Source organism: Marivivens aquimaris, assembly GCF_015220045.1.
GTDB lineage: Bacteria > Pseudomonadota > Alphaproteobacteria > Rhodobacterales > Rhodobacteraceae > Marivivens > Marivivens aquimaris.
In genome coordinates this window covers 119746-138246 of the sequence record NZ_JADBGB010000003.1, presented here as the reverse complement: position 1 = coordinate 138246, position 18501 = coordinate 119746, and the positions used below count along the sequence as shown (strand labels likewise).

16 protein-coding genes and 2 pseudogenes are annotated in these 18501 nt (G+C 58.3%); 7 read left to right on the top strand and 11 right to left on the bottom strand.

Annotation, left to right across the window (positions count from 1 at the left end; translation table 11 throughout):
- Positions 1 to 16 precede the first annotated feature (16 nt).
- Complete coding sequence (gene tnpC / locus IF204_RS17800; RefSeq protein ID WP_194098490.1) at positions 17 to 1567, top strand: IS66 family transposase; 1551 nt, start codon at positions 17 to 19, stop codon at positions 1565 to 1567.
- 1171 nt (positions 1568 to 2738) lie between these two features.
- On the opposite strand, the gene IF204_RS17795 is transcribed toward tnpC, so the two are convergent.
- The 5 genes from IF204_RS17795 to IF204_RS17775 all read right to left on the bottom strand — a co-directional run bounded on the left by IF204_RS17795 (position 2739) and on the right by IF204_RS17775 (position 6842).
- Positions 2739 to 3059 (bottom strand): antibiotic biosynthesis monooxygenase family protein, encoded by a 321-nt coding sequence (locus IF204_RS17795; RefSeq protein WP_228069604.1) that lies wholly within the window; start codon positions 3057 to 3059, stop codon positions 2739 to 2741.
- A gap of 170 nt (positions 3060 to 3229) precedes the next feature.
- On the bottom strand, positions 3230 to 4324 hold the full coding sequence (locus IF204_RS17790; protein ID WP_228069602.1) for an ABC transporter ATP-binding protein: 1095 nt from the start codon (positions 4322 to 4324) through the stop codon (positions 3230 to 3232).
- Positions 4287 to 5087 carry an ABC transporter permease gene (locus IF204_RS17785; protein ID WP_194098489.1) on the bottom strand — a complete coding sequence of 267 codons (801 nt, stop codon included), beginning with the start codon at positions 5085 to 5087 and terminating at the stop codon, positions 4287 to 4289. The genes IF204_RS17790 and IF204_RS17785 overlap by 38 nt, the downstream gene beginning before the upstream one ends.
- Positions 5080 to 5904, bottom strand: a complete 825-nt coding sequence (locus IF204_RS17780; protein ID WP_194098488.1) for an ABC transporter permease — start codon at positions 5902 to 5904, stop codon at positions 5080 to 5082. The genes IF204_RS17785 and IF204_RS17780 overlap by 8 nt, the downstream gene beginning before the upstream one ends.
- A 23-nt stretch (positions 5905 to 5927) precedes the next feature.
- Positions 5928 to 6842, bottom strand: a complete 915-nt coding sequence (locus IF204_RS17775; protein WP_194098508.1) for an ABC transporter substrate-binding protein — start codon at positions 6840 to 6842, stop codon at positions 5928 to 5930.
- 169 nt (positions 6843 to 7011) lie between these two features.
- On the opposite strand from IF204_RS17775, the gene IF204_RS17770 reads away from it, so the two are divergent.
- From IF204_RS17770 to IF204_RS17760, 3 genes are read left to right on the top strand one after another with little or no spacing between them, the layout of a single operon-like run.
- The gene (locus IF204_RS17770; RefSeq protein WP_028288640.1) at positions 7012 to 8646 is read left to right on the top strand and encodes a Mu transposase C-terminal domain-containing protein; all 1635 of its coding nucleotides are present in this window, start codon (positions 7012 to 7014) and stop codon (positions 8644 to 8646) included.
- Entirely contained in the window at positions 8606 to 9529 is a 924-nt protein-coding gene (locus IF204_RS17765; RefSeq protein WP_245897677.1) for a TniB family NTP-binding protein, read from the top strand. Before IF204_RS17770 ends, IF204_RS17765 begins: the two co-directional genes overlap by 41 nt.
- Positions 9526 to 10317: a TniQ family protein gene (locus IF204_RS17760; RefSeq protein ID WP_038147409.1), complete on the top strand. Its 792-nt coding sequence runs from the start codon at positions 9526 to 9528 to the stop codon at positions 10315 to 10317. Before IF204_RS17765 ends, IF204_RS17760 begins: the two co-directional genes overlap by 4 nt.
- Positions 10318 to 10369: 52 nt before the next feature.
- Here IF204_RS17760 and IF204_RS17755 read toward each other — a convergent pair.
- Positions 10370 to 10681 (bottom strand): annotated as a pseudogene (locus IF204_RS17755) (phytanoyl-CoA dioxygenase family protein); the annotation flags it as partial.
- 80 nt (positions 10682 to 10761) lie between these two features.
- On the opposite strand from IF204_RS17755, the gene IF204_RS17750 reads away from it, so the two are divergent.
- On the top strand, positions 10762 to 11640 hold the full coding sequence (locus IF204_RS17750) for a LysR family transcriptional regulator (RefSeq protein WP_040181364.1): 879 nt from the start codon (positions 10762 to 10764) through the stop codon (positions 11638 to 11640).
- Positions 11641 to 11794: 154 nt separating this feature from the next.
- On the opposite strand, the gene IF204_RS17745 is transcribed toward IF204_RS17750, so the two are convergent.
- A complete protein-coding gene (locus IF204_RS17745) occupies positions 11795 to 12931 on the bottom strand; it encodes a DmpA family aminopeptidase (protein ID WP_040181251.1) in 1137 nt (378 codons plus the stop codon).
- A 182-nt stretch (positions 12932 to 13113) separates the two neighbouring features.
- Here IF204_RS17745 and IF204_RS17740 point away from each other — a divergent pair, with 182 nt between their 5' ends.
- Positions 13114 to 13980, top strand: a complete 867-nt coding sequence (locus IF204_RS17740) for a MurR/RpiR family transcriptional regulator (RefSeq protein ID WP_082035343.1) — start codon at positions 13114 to 13116, stop codon at positions 13978 to 13980.
- 104 nt (positions 13981 to 14084) lie between these two features.
- On the opposite strand, the pseudogene IF204_RS17735 reads toward IF204_RS17740, so the two are convergent.
- The 4 genes and pseudogenes from IF204_RS17735 to IF204_RS17720 all read right to left on the bottom strand — a co-directional run.
- Positions 14085 to 14420, bottom strand: a pseudogene (locus IF204_RS17735) (transketolase); the annotation flags it as partial.
- Positions 14421 to 14460: 40 nt separating this feature from the next.
- Complete coding sequence (locus tag IF204_RS17730; protein WP_194098487.1) at positions 14461 to 15162, bottom strand: IS6 family transposase; 702 nt, start codon at positions 15160 to 15162, stop codon at positions 14461 to 14463.
- Positions 15163 to 15396: 234 nt separating this feature from the next.
- Positions 15397 to 16302: a bestrophin family protein gene (locus IF204_RS17725; RefSeq protein WP_040182691.1), complete on the bottom strand. Its 906-nt coding sequence runs from the start codon at positions 16300 to 16302 to the stop codon at positions 15397 to 15399.
- 31 nt (positions 16303 to 16333) lie between these two features.
- Positions 16334 to 17203, bottom strand: a complete 870-nt coding sequence (locus tag IF204_RS17720; protein WP_040182693.1) for a LysR family transcriptional regulator — start codon at positions 17201 to 17203, stop codon at positions 16334 to 16336.
- A gap of 138 nt (positions 17204 to 17341) precedes the next feature.
- Between IF204_RS17720 and IF204_RS17715 the strand changes: the two genes are divergently transcribed.
- Positions 17342 to 18457: an S-(hydroxymethyl)glutathione dehydrogenase/class III alcohol dehydrogenase gene (locus tag IF204_RS17715; protein ID WP_172976612.1), complete on the top strand. Its 1116-nt coding sequence runs from the start codon at positions 17342 to 17344 to the stop codon at positions 18455 to 18457.
- Positions 18458 to 18501 lie beyond the last annotated feature (44 nt).

Below are 18501 nucleotides of genomic sequence, written 5' to 3'. Positions count from 1 at the left end.
GCAGTATCATCCGCCCATGTCCAGCGCCCCGCCCATCGACCTGTCCGCGATCCCCGAGAGCCAGCGCGCCGCCGTGCTGGCGCTGTTGCAGGAGAACGGCGCGCTGAAGGACGCCAACCGGCGACTGGAGCACCTCGTCGCTGAACTGAACCATGTCGTGCATGGCAAACGCTCCGAGAAGCTGAGCGAGGACGACCGGCAACTGGCCTTCGAAGACCTGGAAACAGCTGTCGCCGAGGTCGAGACCCGCAAGGAGCAGGCCGCGCCGTCTACCACGACGCCGCGCCGGACGCGTCAGCGCAACCTTGGCCATTTGCCCGCGGGCTTGCCGCGTATCGAACGGGTCCTCGAGCCGACCAGCCTCGATTGCCCCTGCGGTTGCGGCCGGATGCACCGGATCGGCGAGGACCGCACCGAGCGCCTGGACATCGTGCCTGCGCAGCTCCGCGTGCTGGTCGACATCCGGCCGAAGTATGCCTGCCGCATCTGTTCGGATGGCGTCACTCAGGCACCTGCCGCGCCCTGGCTGATTGAAGGCGGTCTTCCAACTGAGGGTGCCATTGCACATGTGTTGGTCTCGAAGTTCGCGGACCACCTGCCATTTTACAGGCAGAGCCAGATCCTGGCGCGCTCCGGCATCCAGGTCGACCGCAGCACACTGGCGGACTGGGCCGGCACTGCAGCCTTCCATCTTGGCCCCGTGGTCGATTGGCTAACCGAGCATCTCAAATCCTCGGGCAAACTGTTCATGGACGAGACCACGGCCCCGGTGCTGGATCCAGGCCGAGGGCGAACCAAGACGGGATACTTCTGGGCGCTTGCCCGAGATGACCGCGGATGGGGCGGAGAAGACCCGCCCGGTGTCGTGTTCACCTACCATCCCAGCCGCGCCGGGGCGCATGCAGAGCAGATCCTCCAGGGCTTCGACGGCACCCTCCAGCTCGACGGCTACACCGGTTACGACCGCCTCACACGCACGTCCCGCAAGGGCGGCGCGCCGATCACGGTTGCCCACTGCTGGGCACACGCTCGCCGCAAGCTGAAGGAAGTCTTCGACCGGGATGGATCCGAGATCGCCGCCGAGGGGCTGCGCCGCATTGCCGAGCTCTACCGCATCGAGGCCGAGATCCGCGGCATGGGCCCGGGCCAACGCCTGTCGGCCCGCCAGACCCGCAGCGTGCCCCTCGTGGCCGAGTTCGGTGATTGGCTGCAGGCACAGCGCCTGCGTATCTCGGCCAAGTCGCGCCTGGGCGAAAAGCTGACCTACATCCATCGCCAGTGGGGCGGCCTGCAGACCTTCCTTCACGACGGCCGCGTCGAGATCGACTCCAATGCCGTCGAGAACCTGATCCGCCCGATTGCGCTCACGCGGAAGAATGCTCTCTTCGCCGGCCACGACGAGGGTGGCCGCACCTGGGCCCGCATCGCCTCCCTGATCGCCACCGCGAAGATCAACGGCGTCGAGCCCTTCGCCTACATCAAGGCGACCCTCGAAGCCATCGCCGCCGGTCACCCCGCCAGCAGGATCGACGAGCTCCTGCCATGGAACTTCAACCCGTCAAGCTGAACAGGCGTGCCGCGGTGACAGCGCTTACACCCATGCGATAAACATCGCAAACCAATCATCGCCCGATAGGCTCACAAGCTCCAAAACAATATGGAGCGAACAAAAAATAAGGCCCTTAAACCGGTAGACTTCTTTAAATGGCGTCTCCGAGAATGCATCCCTTTGATCAAAGCGGATACACGCTTTAAACGCTACGATAGCGCGTTGAGCGCCCTACCCCCGACCTCCCCACGTCGGAACCATCGTCTGCCTTCACCAGGTGAAGGTATGGGCTGATTTGCTCCACCGGGTACCAGTACGCCAGCTCATCGGTCCGGACTTTGAAAAATGGGCCAGCAGCAATGAGCAGGGGACCATCGGCGATCAAACCCACTATTGGCTCATGCGCTCCATCGGGCTGAACAAGGACTCGCGTGCCTAGCGTGAAGCGGGCTCTCGTCATGCTTGCTAACTCCTCACAATGGAACGGAATTTGTCATTCAATCGTAGGCTACATTTCGATTCCGCTTTCGGAAAAGTTGTGTCAGGCAATCCCATCGGCGAAAGATTGCCGGCTCACCCGCGACTGAGGTTCTCCTGCTTACATTGCCCCATTCGCGCCCCTCCCCCGGCACGCAAAGTCTTCTTATCACGCGAACAAAGTGGATCACGCTCACCGTCGCACCCAAATCGGGCTGGACCTCAAAGCAGATTGCGCAGTCTGAAATGCGACGCACAGCAATTCGCCGCGAGGCATAGAGACATTTCGCCGAAACATTTTACATCCCCTGAGCTTGCCATGTTCCAAATAAGAATTTCCTCCGAACACCCACATCACGTGACATCAAGCCACATATGTCCAACATGAGCAGTCAACACAGCATTGAATCATAGAGATAAATCGTACGATGGTCCGCAGCGTCACTCTCCGCCGCTATACCTATTTTCTTGACCACCGGGGTACTCGGCAGAGCTGTGTACTCTAGCCAATCCGCCCCCGATGGCCGCAGAAGCAGTATCAGGTCACGCCTGCTCGCCTACAGATTGCTCCGAGCCGGGAGCATGCAGATGCTTGGCTCAGATATGCTGACGAGCTCGATGTTTTCGGGCATGTTGCCGTGAAACTGCTCTTCCGCCGCAGGCCCACCCGGCATGAAGATTGCCCATTGAGCCTTGCGGCGCCCGCCCTTACTCAAGGGCACCAAGTCGCCTCAAAATGTACCGAGGAATCGTCGAAACGAGTAAGGTACGCTTGAGTTTCGAGCGGCACGACTGCCTTGGTGCAGTCTGCTCCGGCGAAGGCAATAATCGAATCCATGGATTCCCAGAAGGTGATCTCGACGAACTCGACATCTCCATCGTCAAGCTCTCGACGCATGAAGTATGAACCCTTGTATCCCGACACCCGGTGCAATGCGGGAAGAGTTTCCTTCGTCAGCAGTTCCTCATAGCCATCGGCAAACTCGGGCTTCGCCCATCCACGCCAGACACGTCCTATCACAGTATTTTCCATTTCCGTTTTATATTCGCATTATGCAGAGATGCAGAGGTGCTGACTGGGGATTTACCAGCACCTCCCAGTCAAAGATTCATCCGCCTATCCCATGGACTCCCTCCAATCTGCGATTACGATATTTCAGATACACTACGTCGCCGATCGGAGACTTTTCAGCACCTATTCGCTTAATGCTTAGCCATTACGATCACCGAAGAGGGAGAAATTTCCAGGCTCAACCTTTGGTGCTCACCATGTATTAGGTCTGCATCTCCAAGGCAGCGAATTGACTGCCCTCCGAGATTGAGCACGTATCGGGTTCGCGCACCTAGAAAGACCCTGGTCTCGACTGTCGCGGTAACATCCTGTGCATTGATGTCTGGCGACAGCCTGATCGCTTCCTGCCGCAACATCAGCGTTACGCGATCACCATCGCTCAGTTCGCGCTGGCCAAGCGGGAGGCGCTGATCGCCGATCACGGCAAAGGCATTCGGACCGGAACACTCGATGTCAGCGTCAATCAGGTTTCCCGACCCCATGAAGGAGGCCGCAAAGCGCGTGCGAGGTTGGTTGTAAATCTCGCTCGGCGTCCCCTCTTGCTCAATGTCACCCTTGTTGAGGAGGATCACCCGGTCCGATAAGCTCAACGCTTCTTCCTGGTCGTGGGTGACGAAGATCGTAGTGAGCCCCGTCTGCATGTGCAATTTGATCAACTCTTCCTGCATGTTCTCGCGCAACTTGGCATCGAGATTTGACAGAGGCTCATCCAGCAGCAGCACTTGCGGCTCAGAGACCACTGCACGGGCAATCGCAACACGTTGCTGCTGGCCACCCGACAGCTCACGGGGCTTTCGGTCGGCCAGATGATCCATTTGGACCATCTTCAGCACCTGCTGTGCGCGATCCTGCTGTTCACTCCGATTGCCGATCCGGCGCATTTGAAGTGGAAACAGGATATTTTCCCGGACGCTGAGATGCGGGAGCAAGGCGTAGGACTGGAACACCATTGCGATGTCGCGGCGTTCGGGAGGCAGTGCGGTGGCGTCGGCGCCTCCGATCACAATGCGTCCTGACGTCGTGCTTTCAAGGCCGGCGATCATGCGTAGCAGCGTGGTCTTGCCGCATCCAGATGGCCCCAGAAGGCTGACAAACTCCCCCTTCTCAATCGCTAGCGAAATGCCCTTGATCACCTGGACGGTTCCGAAGGATTTGGTCACGTTTTCAAGTGAAACCACAGTAGTCATGTCAATTTGCCACGCGTTGAATGCCAAGAATTCGATCAATGACGACAATCAGCAAAATGGTCATCATGATCATGAGGGTGGAGACTGCAGCAATCGAAGGGTCTGGGCTGAATTCAAGCTGCGTATAGATCTGGATCGGCAAGGTAACGACCTCCGGCGAGCGCAGGAAAAGAGATAGGATCGCTTCGTCGAAGGAGATGTTGAAGGCAAAGAATGCTCCCGCCGCCACGCCAGGCAATGCCTGAGGCACGGTCACGTGCCGCAACGCCTTCCATGGTCCCGCCCCCATGGTACGCGCTGCCTCTTCCAAGAAGCGGTCTGAGGTGGACAGCACCGCCAGCGTGGTTCTCACCACATAGGGGATAGCGATAACCGTATGCCCGAGCCACAGGACCGTGAAGGATGTCGGACCGACCCAAGCACTCCAGAACATCAGCAAGCCCAGAGCCAGAACGATCGTCGGCAACACCAGAGGGGCGAGAAACAATGTCGAGATCGCTCCGGACCCTGGCAGGAGCCGCCGGTTCAAAGCGATGGCGGCCGCAGCTCCGATCAGTGTTGCGCTTATGGTGACGGCGATCGCGAGCCACAGGCTGGTCAGGGCGGTTCCTGTATAAGTTGAAGATGACAACACGGCCTTATACCAACGCAGGCTGAAGCCCTGGGGTGGAAAGGATATGTAGTCTCCCGCCGTAAAGGACACACCAATAACGATAATCAGCGGCCCAAGAACGAAAAGCAGAGTAAGTGCAAGGAACAATGCTGCGGCTACTCGAACACTCATGGGTACAGCTTTAACCATTGCTCTGCCTCGTGAGTTTTGCATAGGGGATCATCAGCGCCATGACACCCGCCAAGAGAATAATCGCCTGTGCCGCCGCGAACTGCCAATCGAGAGTTTTGGTCGCGGCCTCGTAGATTGAGCTGGCGAGCATGGGCACCCTGGGACCGCCCAAGAGTGCGGGGGTGATGAAGTAGCTTGCAGAAAGCGTGAAGACCAAAAGCGCACCCGCGACCACCCCCGGAGTAGACAAGGGCAGCACAACGCGCCGCAAGGAGGTTAGGAAGGAGCAACCCATTACGCGGCTCGCTTCTTCCAGGCGAGGGTCGATCCTCATAATGACGCCGAGAATAGACAGCACCATGAACGGAAACAGCACTTGCACCATGCCGATGACCACCGCTGTCTCGGTCTGCATGAGCGTGAAGTTGCGCCCAACCAAGCCCAGGCTGTGCAGGAAATCGGGAAGCAGTCCGTTGCGGCCGAAGATGACCATCCAGCCAAATGTGCGCACGACTACGCTGGTCATAAGGGGCAGCGTGACAGCGATGATCAGCCACATCCTGAGCCGGGGTTTCCCCCTTGCCATGATATAGGCAAGAGGGAAGCCCGCCACCGCACAGATCACAGTGATGATCAGCGACAGGCGCACGGTGCGCCAAGCGACGGACAAGTAGTAAGGATCACCGAGAAACCGCGCGAGGTGCTCGGTAGTGGCCTGCCCCTCAGAGTCCCGAATGCCGAGGAACAGGATACTCCCTACTGGCACGAGGAAAACCAAGCACAACAATACCAAACCGGGCGCGACGAGAATTAAGTCGTTTCTTGCGCGATTCATGCGCGTCTCCTTTCCTGCGCCAGTTAGCGGGAAATCAGCTTCTTCCAGTCTTCGACGAGCTGATTTCGATGCGCATCCATCTCCAACGGATCGAAGCGGACGAGCGAGGACATGGCGTCACCATGCAGAATCTCGTCCGCAATATCGTCGTCGAGAACGGCTTTGGAGTTGCTCGGAGAATACCGCATCGCACGCGCAAAAGCTTCTTGCACCTCGGGCGACAGCTCGAAGTCGATCAACTTCTTTGCCAAGTCCTGATTGGGCCGGTTCGCGACAAGGTTGGCCGTGAAGTACACCCCCGCAACGCCCTCCTCGGGCACCACGAACTTCACCGGGAGACCAGATTCACGAATGACGTGCGCATAGTCTTGGGCGAAAGGAGTGATCCAAGCATCGTTCTGTGCAAAATTTTGCTGAATTTCGGGCGAGGTGGTTACGATCATCGAATTTTCGATCAACTCGCCAACCTTCTCCAGGCCGGCAGTCGCATCTTCAATCGCGCCACCCCAGACCCTGTTCATCATCAAGAAGCCAAGGAGACCGAAGGAGTTCGACAGATCCGTCAGGACGATATGGTCGCCATATTCAGCATCCCAAAGGTCCTTCCACGAAGTCGGCACACGCGGTGCGGTTTCTTCGTTGTAGAGCAGCCCGACAGTCGTAACCAGGTGGACCGGCCCTTCGCCACGCGTCATTCCCTCGCTAGCAAAGGGGTAAAGATCCGGTGCGTTCTCCAGCTCCGCAGGTTCGATCGGCGCCAGAAGCCCTTCCCGAGCGGCGATGACCTCCTGCCCCCCGGAGAAATGGATGACGTCATATTGCGGCGCTTCCTTTTGAGCGCGCAGCTGAGCGAGTGCGTCCGCGGAGTACAGCGTGACGACTTGGATCTTAACGTCGTGAGCCTTCTCAAAAGGCTCGAAGACGAGTTCGCGGTGCAGCTTTTCGTACGGGCCACCCCAGGTGTCGCGTAGCCCTTAATTGTGAGATGGGAAATCCAACGAAATCAACGGCTGAGCTTTGCCCTTAAATATGAGATTTTGCCTTTAATTCTGATATTTTTGCCCTTAAACCTGAGACAGGGTTCACAGACATTTGCGGCAAATATCGATGAATGATGATGGCGAAGACTGCGTTGCTGTTGGTGCTGAAGAGGCGCGCAGGGCCGCGGTGCTGCGCCCTCTTGTTCAGGCATATCTCAATGGGACTGGCAGCCTGGAACGTGGCATCAATGACGCCGTTTGGGAGCTTGGTGTCAGCAGGGCGACGGTCTGGCGTTGGATAAAACGGTTGGCGGAAGAGGGTGGGCGCACCAGCGCTCTGGCTCCGCGGAAACGGGGCCGCCCGACCGGGACGATGTTAATATCCAGCAAAGTCGAAGCGGTAATCGAGGAGCACCTTCGCCGCTATTTCTTGCGCCGGGAGCGTTCGAGCTTGTCGCGCGTCGTGACAGAAATCCGCAGCGCTTGCTGGCAGGAGGGCTTGCAACCGCCGACACGGCGAACGGTTCAGCGTCGTCTGGATGCGATGGATGCCCGCGAAGTTGCGAAGGCACGAGAGGGCGCAAAGGCGGCCCGCCAGAAATTTGCGCCGGTCACAGGTGAGAACAAGGCCAGTATGCCACTGGAGATCGTCCAAATTGATCATACACCGGCGGACATCATTCTTGTCGACGGCTTTGAACGCAAACCAATTGGGCGGCCTTGGGTCACGCTGGCGATCGACGTCGCAACGCGGATGGTGACCGGATATTACACCTCTCTCGAGGCACCTTCGCGTCTGTCAGTGGCGCTTTGCCTGACACAGGCGGTGGCCCTCAAGGAGGAACTTCTTGCGGAATTGGCGTGCGATGTTCCTTGGCCGGCACAGGGCAAACCGCACAGCATCCACGTCGATAACGGTCGCGATTTCCGGTCGCGCGCCTTTCGGTCGGCCTGTGCGGATTGGGGGATCGATCTGGTCTATCGACCGCCAGCAAGTCCTCACTTCGGTGGTCACATCGAACGGTTGATCGGCACCATGATGGGGGCCGTTCACCTGTTGCCGGGAACAACGCAATCCTCGATCGCGGCAAAGGGCGACTATGACGCCGAAAGCAAGGCCACGATGACGTTGAGCGAATTCGATCGCTGGTTTGCTCTGGAAATCTGCCGTTACAACAACAGCATTCATTCAAGTCTTGGCTGCACGCCCGTTGCCAAATGGGAGGCGCTCTCAGAGCAAATGACAGGCGACATCCCCTTCGAGATGGAAGCCTTTCAGGTGAGCTTCCTGCCGAGTGAACTGCGCAAGATCAGGCGTGACGGCATCCATCTGTTCCAGATAAGGTACTGGTCCGATGCCCTTGCAGGCCACATTGGGCGCGGGGATGGAAAGGTGGTCGTTCGCTACGATCCTCGCGATATCTCAATGATCTGGGTCGAACTGGACGATGGCCGGTATGTTGAGGCGCGGTACAGAAACCTGGAAATTCCGCCCGTCTCGCTCTGGGAATATCGCGAAGCGATGAGGAAGGCCCGTGCCCTTGGCAAGTCCGGGTCTAATGAGCTGGTGCTGGCTGAGCTGATCCGACAGCAACGCCAGATCGAAGCTGAAAGCCGGGGCCTGACGAAGGCCGAACGCAGAACCCGTGAAAGAAAAGGGACATTGAAGGGCACGAACTCGGCCGTCTCGACAACCGAAGGGCTGCGCCCGATCGATACGGGTGATACATCGCGCCCATTGTTCAAGGTGGAGAGATGGTGAATTGAGGGCAGGGACAACTGAAGAAGACGGCCGGATCGCCCTCATTCAATCGGATATCTGGATCGGCTTTCCTCGGGCGGAACAGGTGTTGGACCGCTTGCAGGGCATGATCGAAGCGCCACGACAAACCCGTATGCCTGGGCTTCTTGTGCATGGCGCCTCCGGGATCGGAAAGACGATGATTGCCCGAAACCTGTCGCGCAAGTACGCACCAGAATACGATCCGGCGTCGGGCATCACCCGCACACCGCTTCTGCTGTTGCAAGCGCCGCCCGCACCTGATGAACGGCGGTTTTACCTGCACATCCTGGCCGCCGTCGGCGCCCCGGCGACGGCTCTTAGCGCCCGCGCTCAAAATGTGGCTTCCCTCGAAGTCCGTGTCATCGCGCTCTTACGCGACCTTGGCCTGCGGATGATCATGATCGACGAGGTCCACAATCTCTTGGCCGGGACCCACCGCGAACAGCGCCGATTTCTCAATGTCCTGCGGTATCTCAGCAATGAACTCGAGGTGTCACTGGTCTGCCTTGGGGTCAGCGAGGCCGTCGATGCTATTCGCGGTGATATCCAGCTTGCCCGACGGCTGGACGAACATCATCTGCCAAACTGGCGCGACGATGCCGAGTTCTCGGACATGATCCAGACCCTTATTGCTGCCATGCCACTGGAAAAGAAGTCCAACCTGAAGGTCAAATCTCTCAAGCAGGTCTTGGCACTGACCGGTGGGGTGACCTCGCGCATCTTCGCTCTGGTCAAGGATCTTTCCATCGACGCCATTATCACAGGCGAGGAATGCATCACCGATGACGCAATCGCAAAATGGACGCCGGTTTGGTCGCGCCATGCGAACCCCCATCGGCGGCTCCAGAAGTCCCGGGTGTGAAGCCGCACCCGCTGCCCAAGACTGTCGCGCCGCTGCCAGACGAGTTGTTGTCAGGTTGGTTGTCTCGGCTGGCGGCGGCCAACTACTGTGATGATGCGGAACTACTGGCTCATCTCAGAATCGATACCGCGCATGGCACCGCCTTGGACTTCAACGTCGACGCGGCTGCGGCGGCGAAGATTGCCAACGCCGCACGGGTTAACCCAGATGTTGTTCGATCTTTGACCTTTCCGGCAATGACGCCACGAGAAGCCTCGCTGACGGCTCAGATGCCATTCCAGCATTGCATGCAATGCGCCAGAGAGGGTCTTTCGCTCAGGCATTGGAGGCGGGCCTGGGCATTTGACTGCCAAGTTTGCGGGACGAGACTTGTGCAGACCCTTGGCAAACTCCGTGAGGAACAAATATCTGGAAAACTGATATACCGAGCGCGCCGCGGGGCAGAGATGCTTGAGTGCGCCGCGCGCTCGCGCGGCCCCAAGCAACTTCGGCGCGCAATGCGCGCAGTCACCTTTGCCATGTCACTCAAAACCTTCCGCGGGGATCCGTCGTTCGCTGTCCAGAACCCCAGATCGGAAGTTAGGCTGTTCTGCCTCGCCGCAATCGCCGCCGCTCGATCTCATCCCTTGGCTAAGGCAGCCATCGTCAGCAAAAGCATCGACGACTATGCAAGGGTTGCTCTCTTGCGCGCCTTCGAGAAGGAGCCTCGATTGCTTGCCGCGGTTGATCACATCGCGCAAAGGTGCGCGAGAAACAGGGGCCCCATGACAGCCGTATCTCACAATTAAGGGCAAAAATTGTCGCCAAACGCGTCGCGTCTCAGATTAAAGGGCAACGCGACACCAGCACATGATCGTGAAACACCTGCACCTTATTTGACTGCATCAGATCCGCCGCCACCTCGGCTGCTGGCGAATTGCGAATGGCATCTTCGAACTCGGGGATACGGGTCCAGTTGCAGTAATCGTCAAAAAAGCGCCCACCTTCGCCCTCCTTGAGATTTTCGGCAGCATAGGGGCCTGGCTCTGCCATGTTGCGCTCGATTCCTTTGCGGATTTTCTCAACATGGTCCTTGAAAAGCCCTTTGATCAGGACGACTCCATCGCGCTGAAAGGTGTCAATGTCGTCTTGGGTCAAAAGTGTGTGCATCACGTTTCTCCTCTGTCTCAGTGTAATGTAAATCCCCTCATAATTAATTCCCAATAATGTCTAGTCATAGTATGTATAGTTTCATGCTATACATTACCCTACGCCAGTACGAATACATCGTGACCGTTGCCGAAACATGCAGCCTGACCGACGCAGCTGCCCGTTTGCATGTCTCGCAACCCTCATTATCGGTTGCGATTACCCGCGTGGAAGAGCGGATCGGACGAAAGATCTTCGACCGGCGCAAAGGTGCCGGCATCATGATGACGCCGTTCGGGCACCGGTTCGTGGAAAAAGCGCATGCACTTCTTGGCATGGCGAGCGATATCGAGTTGGGGCGCGACACAACGCGCCCCTTTGTGTTGGGTTGTTTCGAGGACATCGCGCCTTGGTATCTTGCGCCAGTGATGGAAAAGCTGAAATCACGCTTCCCTGCAATCACCTTCCAAGGCCTTGAGGGACGTTTTTCTGGCCTTGCATCCGATGTCGCTGAGGGGCGCGTGGACGTGGCGATAACCTATGACATTGGATTTGAAGGGAGATTTAGGCGCAAGAAACTACGAGAGGTTGCCCCGGTCGCATTTCTCTCGTGCGATCACCCCTTGGCGAAACAACGCTCTGTCGATCTAGCACAGTTGGTCGATCATCCGATTATCCTCTTCGCCGAAGATTTGTCGGAAGGGTATTTGCGAAACCTGTTCAATGAGCTTCGCGTGTTGCCCCAGGTAGCCCATCGGGCGACGTCTTTGGAGATGATGCGCTCCCTGGCCGCGCATGGAAGCGGCGTCGGTATCAGCTACTCGCGCCCACCAGGCAATATCAGCTATGACGGGAAACCATTGGTGACAATTCCTGTTTCGACGCCCAATGCAACGGCCGGCATCATTCTACTCTGGTCGGCTTTGCGCGAAGAGGACTCGCAGTTCAGGGAAATCCTGGAGACAGTTGCACAACATTTGTGATGTCCGTTTTGGGCAGAGCTCGCCTTCGCGGACGGTCAGCGAGAGGCCCTTCAAAACCTCGAGTTGTCCGAAACGCTTTTGCAAGCCGTACACGACCGGGGTTGGAGCAATAGTTTCGGCGCTCATCTCGATCTTCTCTGCCTTCCTCTCGAAATCACTCCTCTGCCCGCGCCGGTTCGGCGGTATCGGCCAATTGCCGCAGGACGTTATGCGGGATGGCGGGGACGGTGTTACCGTCGCGTCCGACCATTGTTTCAGCGGCCACCATGCTGTTTATGATCGCCTCTTCAACCCCTTGAACCACCGCTTCGAAAAGCTGGTCGAGATGCGGGTCCGGGATGAATGCCGCACGTTGCGCGCTGGCTTCCTTCGCCGCCAGTGCTGTTTCGTTTGCGGTGGAGAAGGCGAGAAAAAGATCGCCTGAAGAGTGGTTTCCGATTGTACCAAGCCGCCCCATCCCCAAGGTCGCGCGACGCGACAGGCGTTTCAGCTGATGCGGCATCAGCGGCGCGTCAGTGGCAATCACCACGATGATCGAACTCAGATCTGTCGGCGGTGTGTGCGTCACGATCGCGGGTTCCGGCAGCCCGGCACCGATGTTTATGCCGCAGATAGTCAGATGCTCGCGCGTGCCGAAATTCGCCTGGACGAAAACACCAACCATGTAGCTTTCGTCGCCATAGCGGACCACCCGCGAGGCGCTCCCGGACCCAGCCTTGAATCCAAAACACTTCATGCCCGTCCCACCGCCGACGCTGCCTTCTTCGATAGCCCCGGAAGAAGCCGTTTCGATGGCTTCGAACACATGATCTTCGGTGACATGAAACCCGTTGATGTCATTGAGAAACCCGTCATAGGTTTCCGCCGAAACGGGCAAACCGAAGGCATCAGTCAGAGAGCCCGGATGCGCACGGCTCGCCCATTTCAGCGTGGCGTCGCGGGTGACGCCGCAGGAATGTGTGTTCGTGATGGTGACCGGAAAGGTCAGTTGGCCAACTTCGTCGAGGTAGTGCGCGCCAGACATTTCGCCGTTGCCGTTGAAATTGTGGTAGCCGGCGAAAACCGGGATAGAGAGGTTTTTGGGGCGTCTCGGTAAAATCGCAGTTACTCCGGTTCGAACGGGACCGTCACCAACGCGCAGCGCACCATCACCCTCGACGATCGTGGAGTACCCAACTGATACGCCGTCAACATCCGTGATGTTGTTGCTTGGACCTGGTTTTCCCTCGAAGTTCAAGCCCAGTGCGCGGGCCCTCGGTTTTCCCGAGCGAGTTATGTGTGTACTTGCCATAGATCGCCGCTCCTCCCCAGAACCTGTGGTTACGCTTGTAACGCCATAGAGTTCTAGTTACAAGAATAACATGGTTAGACATAACATACCCCGTTATTGCACAGGCGTTTGCGGCGGGTCACGGTTCGGACGGCCTTGGCCACCGGGAACTCCGAAGATCAGCACCGCAGTAAGATAATCGGATGAGCGCCTCATTAACGCAACGAATTCAGGAGCATTTGCCCAGCCTCTCGAAGGCAGAGCGGTCGCTGGCGAACTATCTGAAAACCAACCCCGAAGGTCTGATGGTCGAAACCAATGCCTCTCTTGCCGCCAAGGTCGGCGTCAGCGCGATGACGGTCAGCCGATTTGTCCGCAAGATCGGCTTCCGAGATTTTTCCGAAGCCAAGTCGTTCGAGCAAAGCCGAATATTCGTGACTGCCCTGTCGGAGGAGGGCAGCCTTGGTCAGCGCCTCGAACGCTACGGTCAGTCCGGCCGGTTGGAGGAATGGGCCAGCCAGAACTTGCGGCTTGAGATCGCCGCCATTGAGCAAGTGCACGGGTTGCGCAACGATCCGAACTGGCATCAGTGCGTCGAACTTTTGGCCGCCTCCGAGGCGGTCTATATGACCAGCTTCCAGATCATCCGGCACATCGCCATCGGCTTTGCGGCGATGCTCGAAAACGTGCGACCGAGAGTATCCTATCTCGACGGGCAGGACGAAGCCTACGGTGCGCTCTTCACCGATCCGGCGGAGAAAAAAACACTGGTGATCGTTGATACTTACCCCTACAGTGTACAGGCAGAGACCCTCGCCGGGCTGTCAGTTGAGGCCGGGATCGACATGATCGTGATCTGTGATGAATCCTGCCATTGGGCCTTGAAATACAGCCAGCACGTCCTGTCGGCGACGACCAACACCGGCCTCGTCTTCCGCTCCAAGGGGGCACTCAGCATCCTGACAAATCTGCTGACACATGACGTTGCCGGAGCCTTGGGCCAGCAGGCCGCCGATACGATCGAGACCGTCGCGGCCGCCCAGTCGCGCTTCAGCCGGACCACGAGGTAAGCCGAAGAGAGGATTGCGGTGGTTCGCGGTCTACAGTGCCAATCACCGGTCTGGTGTAACCCAAAGATGCTTAGGACCCTCCGAGCAGGCCAGGACGTCGGCTGTCAGTTGTAGATCAGCGACCCCAGAACGCCCTGGCTCACATGTTTCCCCGCCGTCAGTCCATTCACCTTTTCCACGATGGCGACGGCATCAATGCCGTGATGGCGGTAAAGCTCGCCGATGGTGCCGGTCTGGCCGAAGTGCTCGACGCCCATCGGGATGGTCTGGTGCCCGGCGACCGATCCGAGCCATGAAAGTGTGGCGGGGTGGCCGTCGATCGCCGTGATGATTTTGCAATGAGCGGGCAGCGCGGACATGAGTGTTTCGATATGCGCGCGGGCAGTCTGGTTGCCGCGAGACCGTGCCCTTTGGGCAGCGGTCCAGCCGGTGTTGTCACGTTAACCCGCCTAGTTTGCCAGTTGGCATGCCGTTCGTTGATCAACCGGCATGTGCCGCGGATTTCCGCGCCTCGAATGCTTCGAGCCGATTGTAGCGTATGGTGAGGGCAGAGCGGCGGCGGGCTGGGACTGAGAAACGATTGCGGGTTGCGGACTGCATAGATACGAAGCGTTGTAATCCACCCGGCGATCGGAAGCCTTGCATTACCCGCTCTCGTTTTCGGAAGGGCAAGTGGCTGTTTTCGGCGCGGTTATTGAGCCCCTTGTGTGACCAATGATCAAGGCCAGGCGCGACCTCGCGCTTGGCAGCCCCATATGAGCGCAGTTTGTCCGTAATGATCCTTTTGGGCACGAAACCCCAACGTTTAATCAGTTTGACCAAAAGCCGCTTTGCGGCGCGCTTGTCTCGCCTCGATTGAAGAATTTCTTCAAGAACGATGCCGCTTTGGTCGACTGCGCGCCAGAGCCAGTATGACCGTCCTGCGATCTTCATAACGACTTCGTCCAGATGCCAGACATCGCCAGGGCGCGGCTGCCGTCGGCGTAGAACGTGGGCGATCAGCGGGCCGAACTTGACGGTCCAGCGCCGGATCGTCTCATACGAAACGTCCACGCCACGTTCCAGCATCAGCTCCTCTACCTCCCGCAGGCTCAAGTTGAACCGGACGTAGAGCCAGACAACATGAGCGATGATCTGAGGAGGATACCGGTGGCGTTTGTAGCTGATCTTTTGTGTCTGCATCCACGTCGCCTACGCCCGGATCGATTAACCAGCAACCTCAGGCTAGTTAACGTGACAACACCCGAGGACGTTATGCACTATGACAGCCTGCGTCAATGTTGGCATCAGCAAGCTCACCGCGAGAGACACGTTTTCGAAGGGCGATCAACGCAGTTGGCTCTATAGACAGAAATTGCGGCAATAAAGCGCTCAACGATTGCCGAATCCGGCAACACGTCGGCGGCGTCGAAGGGGTCAGGTAAGGACGTATTTCTGGGGGGGCCAAGCCGGAGGCGGCTTTTGGTCGAGGGCTTCACAGGCAGACCTCTCGATGATCCGGCACATGGCGTCGAGCGGCAAACCATTTTGCACGTTTCGAAACGGCAGTTCGAGTTCGTTGGTAACGGCCTGCAGCCCAAAAAAAACATAGGCAACCGCCGCGGTGAAGACCGGCGCGAACCAGTTCGTCGCCTCGATCAGGGCAAAGGGCAGCAAAAAGCAATAGAGATAGGTCGTGCGGCGCACCAGAAGGGAATAGACAAAGGGCAAGGGCGTCGTCGCAATCCGTTCGCATCCGGCCTGCGCCATAGCCAGCGAAGACAGCGTGCTAGACAGGGTCATCTTCCCGAAGCCATCAACGGCGCCGCTATTGCTCAAGGTGCTTATCTGCTCCGCCATCGCCCGCAGGGCCGCATCTGCGGGATTGGTCTTTGCGAGCAAGGCTTGCGCGCGGGTTTCGTCTATCCAACCAGACAGATCCGCCCTTACCTCTGCGTTTCGCAGAAAGCCGCGGTGCAGATGGCTGAATGCCACCCCTAAAGATAGGATTTTCCGGCGGTCTTCGGCCTCAGGAACAAAGATGGTAAGCTGTCGCCCCAGATTGCGCAGGTCGGCGATCATTGTCCCCCAAAGCTTGCGCGCCTCCCACCAGCGGTCATAAGCAGCATTGTTGCGGAACCCGAGAAATAGCGACAGCGCGATGCCAAAGACGCCCATCGCCGCAATGGAGACGCGGGGCAGGGGGACGATATGTTGATCAACCAACAGCACCGCCGCCGTCAGCACGGCGACCCCGACAATTCTGCCCGCGATTCTGGGAACGATCGAGCCCTGCATGACAAAGAACAGGTTCAGCGCCTTCGGGGGATCTCTGACAATCATCTAAAGTTCCTCTGTGCCTTTGACGGACGATTCATCGCAACCCGTCCCCGATGTGGTCAATCAGGAACCGGACTTTTGGCGACAGATGCCGGTTTTGCGGATAGATCGCCCAGATGCCATCGTCAGGCGCGCGATAGGTTTCCAGAATCGAAACCAGCCTCCCTTCCTGCAGCTCTCCCTCGACGTAGTAATCTGGCAGCTGAATGATCCCCAGGTTCCTGCGTGCGGCATCGACCAGAGAGGCCCCGCTGTTGCAGCGCAGATTGCCCTTCACCCGAACATGCCGCATGGTTCCTTTTTCCTGAAACCGCCAATATCCCAAAGTACCCTGAAGGCAATTGTGCTTGTCGAGTTCGGACAGGGTGTGCGGGGTGCCATGGGCGGCGAGGTAGTCGGGCGCGGCGCAGGTGTAATGCCGGCGTGAACTCAGGCGTCTTGCCATCATGGAACTGTCCTCCAACTCGCCCAGCCGAATGGCAAGATCATAGCTTTCCGCCACGAGGTCGAGCAACTGGTTGGTTAGCCTTAGATTGATCTCCAGATCTGGGAAGCGCCGCAGGAAATCATTGACCAAAGGTGCGATGCGGCTTTCTCCAAAGGTCACGGGTGCGGTCATGTTCAAGCGTCCCTTGGGGTTCTGCTGCAGATCGGTGATCGCGCGCTCGGCCTCGGCCAGCCCGTCGAGCACTTGGCGGCAATGGTTGTAATAGACCTGCCCGGTTTCGGTGATCGTCACCCTACGCGTGGTGCGGTAGAAAAGCTTGGTGTCGAGCCGCGCCTCCAGTGCTCCGATCTGGCGGCTGACCTGTGCGGTGGAAATCCCGAGATTTCCGGCAGCGGCGGTAAAGCTATGGGTTTCGGCCACAGCTACGAATTCGGAAACCCCTTCCCAGCTCAGCACTGTGTTCCTCTTCAACCCCACAATTGTTGCATGATGGTAATAGTGTTTTGTAAATCAACTTGATTATCGCTTCTCTTGGGATAGTCTATTTGTCGGTCAGACATCAAGCAAAACAAAGCGAGTGCCATGACCGATATCATCAAATGCAAAGCCGCTGTCGCCTGGGCCGTCAACGAACCGCTCTCGATCGAAGAGATCGAAGTGATGCCGCCCAAGGAGGGCGAAGTGCGGATCAAGATCATCGCTTCGGGCGTCTGCCACACGGATGCGTTCACCCTGTCCGGCGAAGACCCCGAGGGGCTGTTCCCGGTCATTCTCGGCCATGAAGGCGGCGGCATCGTCGAATCGATCGGCGAGGGCGTCACCAGCGTAGCGGTTGGCGATCACGTGATCCCGCTCTACACGCCGGAATGCGGCGAGTGCAAATTCTGCGAATCCGGCAAGACCAACCTCTGCCAGAAGATCCGCGAAACGCAAGGCAAGGGTCTGATGCCGGACGGCACGAGCCGCTTCTACAAGGACGGCCAGCCGATCCTGCATTACATGGGCTGTTCGACCTTCTCGGAATACACTGTACTGCCGGAAATCTCCCTCGCCAAGGTGAACCCCGAGGCGCCGTTGGAAGAGGTCTGCCTGCTGGGCTGCGGCGTCACCACCGGCATGGGCGCCGTGATGAACACCGCCAAAGTCGAGGAGGGCGCAACCGTCGCGATCTTCGGCATGGGCGGCATCGGCCTTTCCGCCGTGATCGGCGCCACGATGGCCAAGGCCAGCCGGATCATCGTCATCGACATCAACGAAAGCAAATTCGACCTCGCCCGCAAGCTGGGCGCGACCGACTTCATCAACCCCAAGGATCACGACAAGCCGATTCAGGAGGTGATCGTCGAGATGACCGACGGCGGCGTCGATTATTCCTTCGAATGCATCGGCAACGTCAATGTCATGCGCTCGGCGCTGGAATGCTGCCACAAGGGCTGGGGCGAATCCGTGGTCATCGGAGTCGCCGGTGCGGGGCAGGAGATCTCGACCCGTCCGTTCCAGCTGGTCACCGGCCGGGTCTGGCGCGGCTCGGCCTTTGGCGGGGTCAAGGGGCGGTCAGAGCTGCCTGACTATGTCGAACGCTACATGCAGGGCGAGTTCAAGTTGAATGATTTTATCACCCACACCATGAGTCTGGAAGAGATCAACGAGGCTTTCGACCTGATGCATGAGGGCAAGAGCATCCGTTCTGTCATTCATTTTGACAGCTGACTGCCTCCGGTGCCGCGCCGCTTGCGGCGCGGTCCGAACAACTT

Bases quoted from the DNA above. Each gene is read 5' to 3' on its own strand.
- tnpC (WP_194098490.1), top strand. From the start codon at position 17: ATGTCCAGCGCCCCGCCCATCGACCTGTCCGCGATCCCCGAGAGCCAG.
- IF204_RS17795 (WP_228069604.1), bottom strand. From the start codon at position 3,059: ATGGAAAATACTGTGATAGGACGTGTCTGGCGTGGATGGGCGAAGCCC.
- IF204_RS17785 (WP_194098489.1), bottom strand. From the start codon at position 5,087: ATGGTTAAAGCTGTACCCATGAGTGTTCGAGTAGCCGCAGCATTGTTC.
- IF204_RS17780 (WP_194098488.1), bottom strand. From the start codon at position 5,904: ATGAATCGCGCAAGAAACGACTTAATTCTCGTCGCGCCCGGTTTGGTA.
- IF204_RS17770 (WP_028288640.1), top strand. From the start codon at position 7,012: ATGAATGATGATGGCGAAGACTGCGTTGCTGTTGGTGCTGAAGAGGCG.
- IF204_RS17750 (WP_040181364.1), top strand. From the start codon at position 10,762: ATGCTATACATTACCCTACGCCAGTACGAATACATCGTGACCGTTGCC.
- IF204_RS17745 (WP_040181251.1), bottom strand. From the start codon at position 12,931: ATGGCAAGTACACACATAACTCGCTCGGGAAAACCGAGGGCCCGCGCA.
- IF204_RS17740 (WP_082035343.1), top strand. From the start codon at position 13,114: ATGAGCGCCTCATTAACGCAACGAATTCAGGAGCATTTGCCCAGCCTC.
- IF204_RS17730 (WP_194098487.1), bottom strand. From the start codon at position 15,162: ATGCAGACACAAAAGATCAGCTACAAACGCCACCGGTATCCTCCTCAG.
- IF204_RS17725 (WP_040182691.1), bottom strand. From the start codon at position 16,302: ATGATTGTCAGAGATCCCCCGAAGGCGCTGAACCTGTTCTTTGTCATG.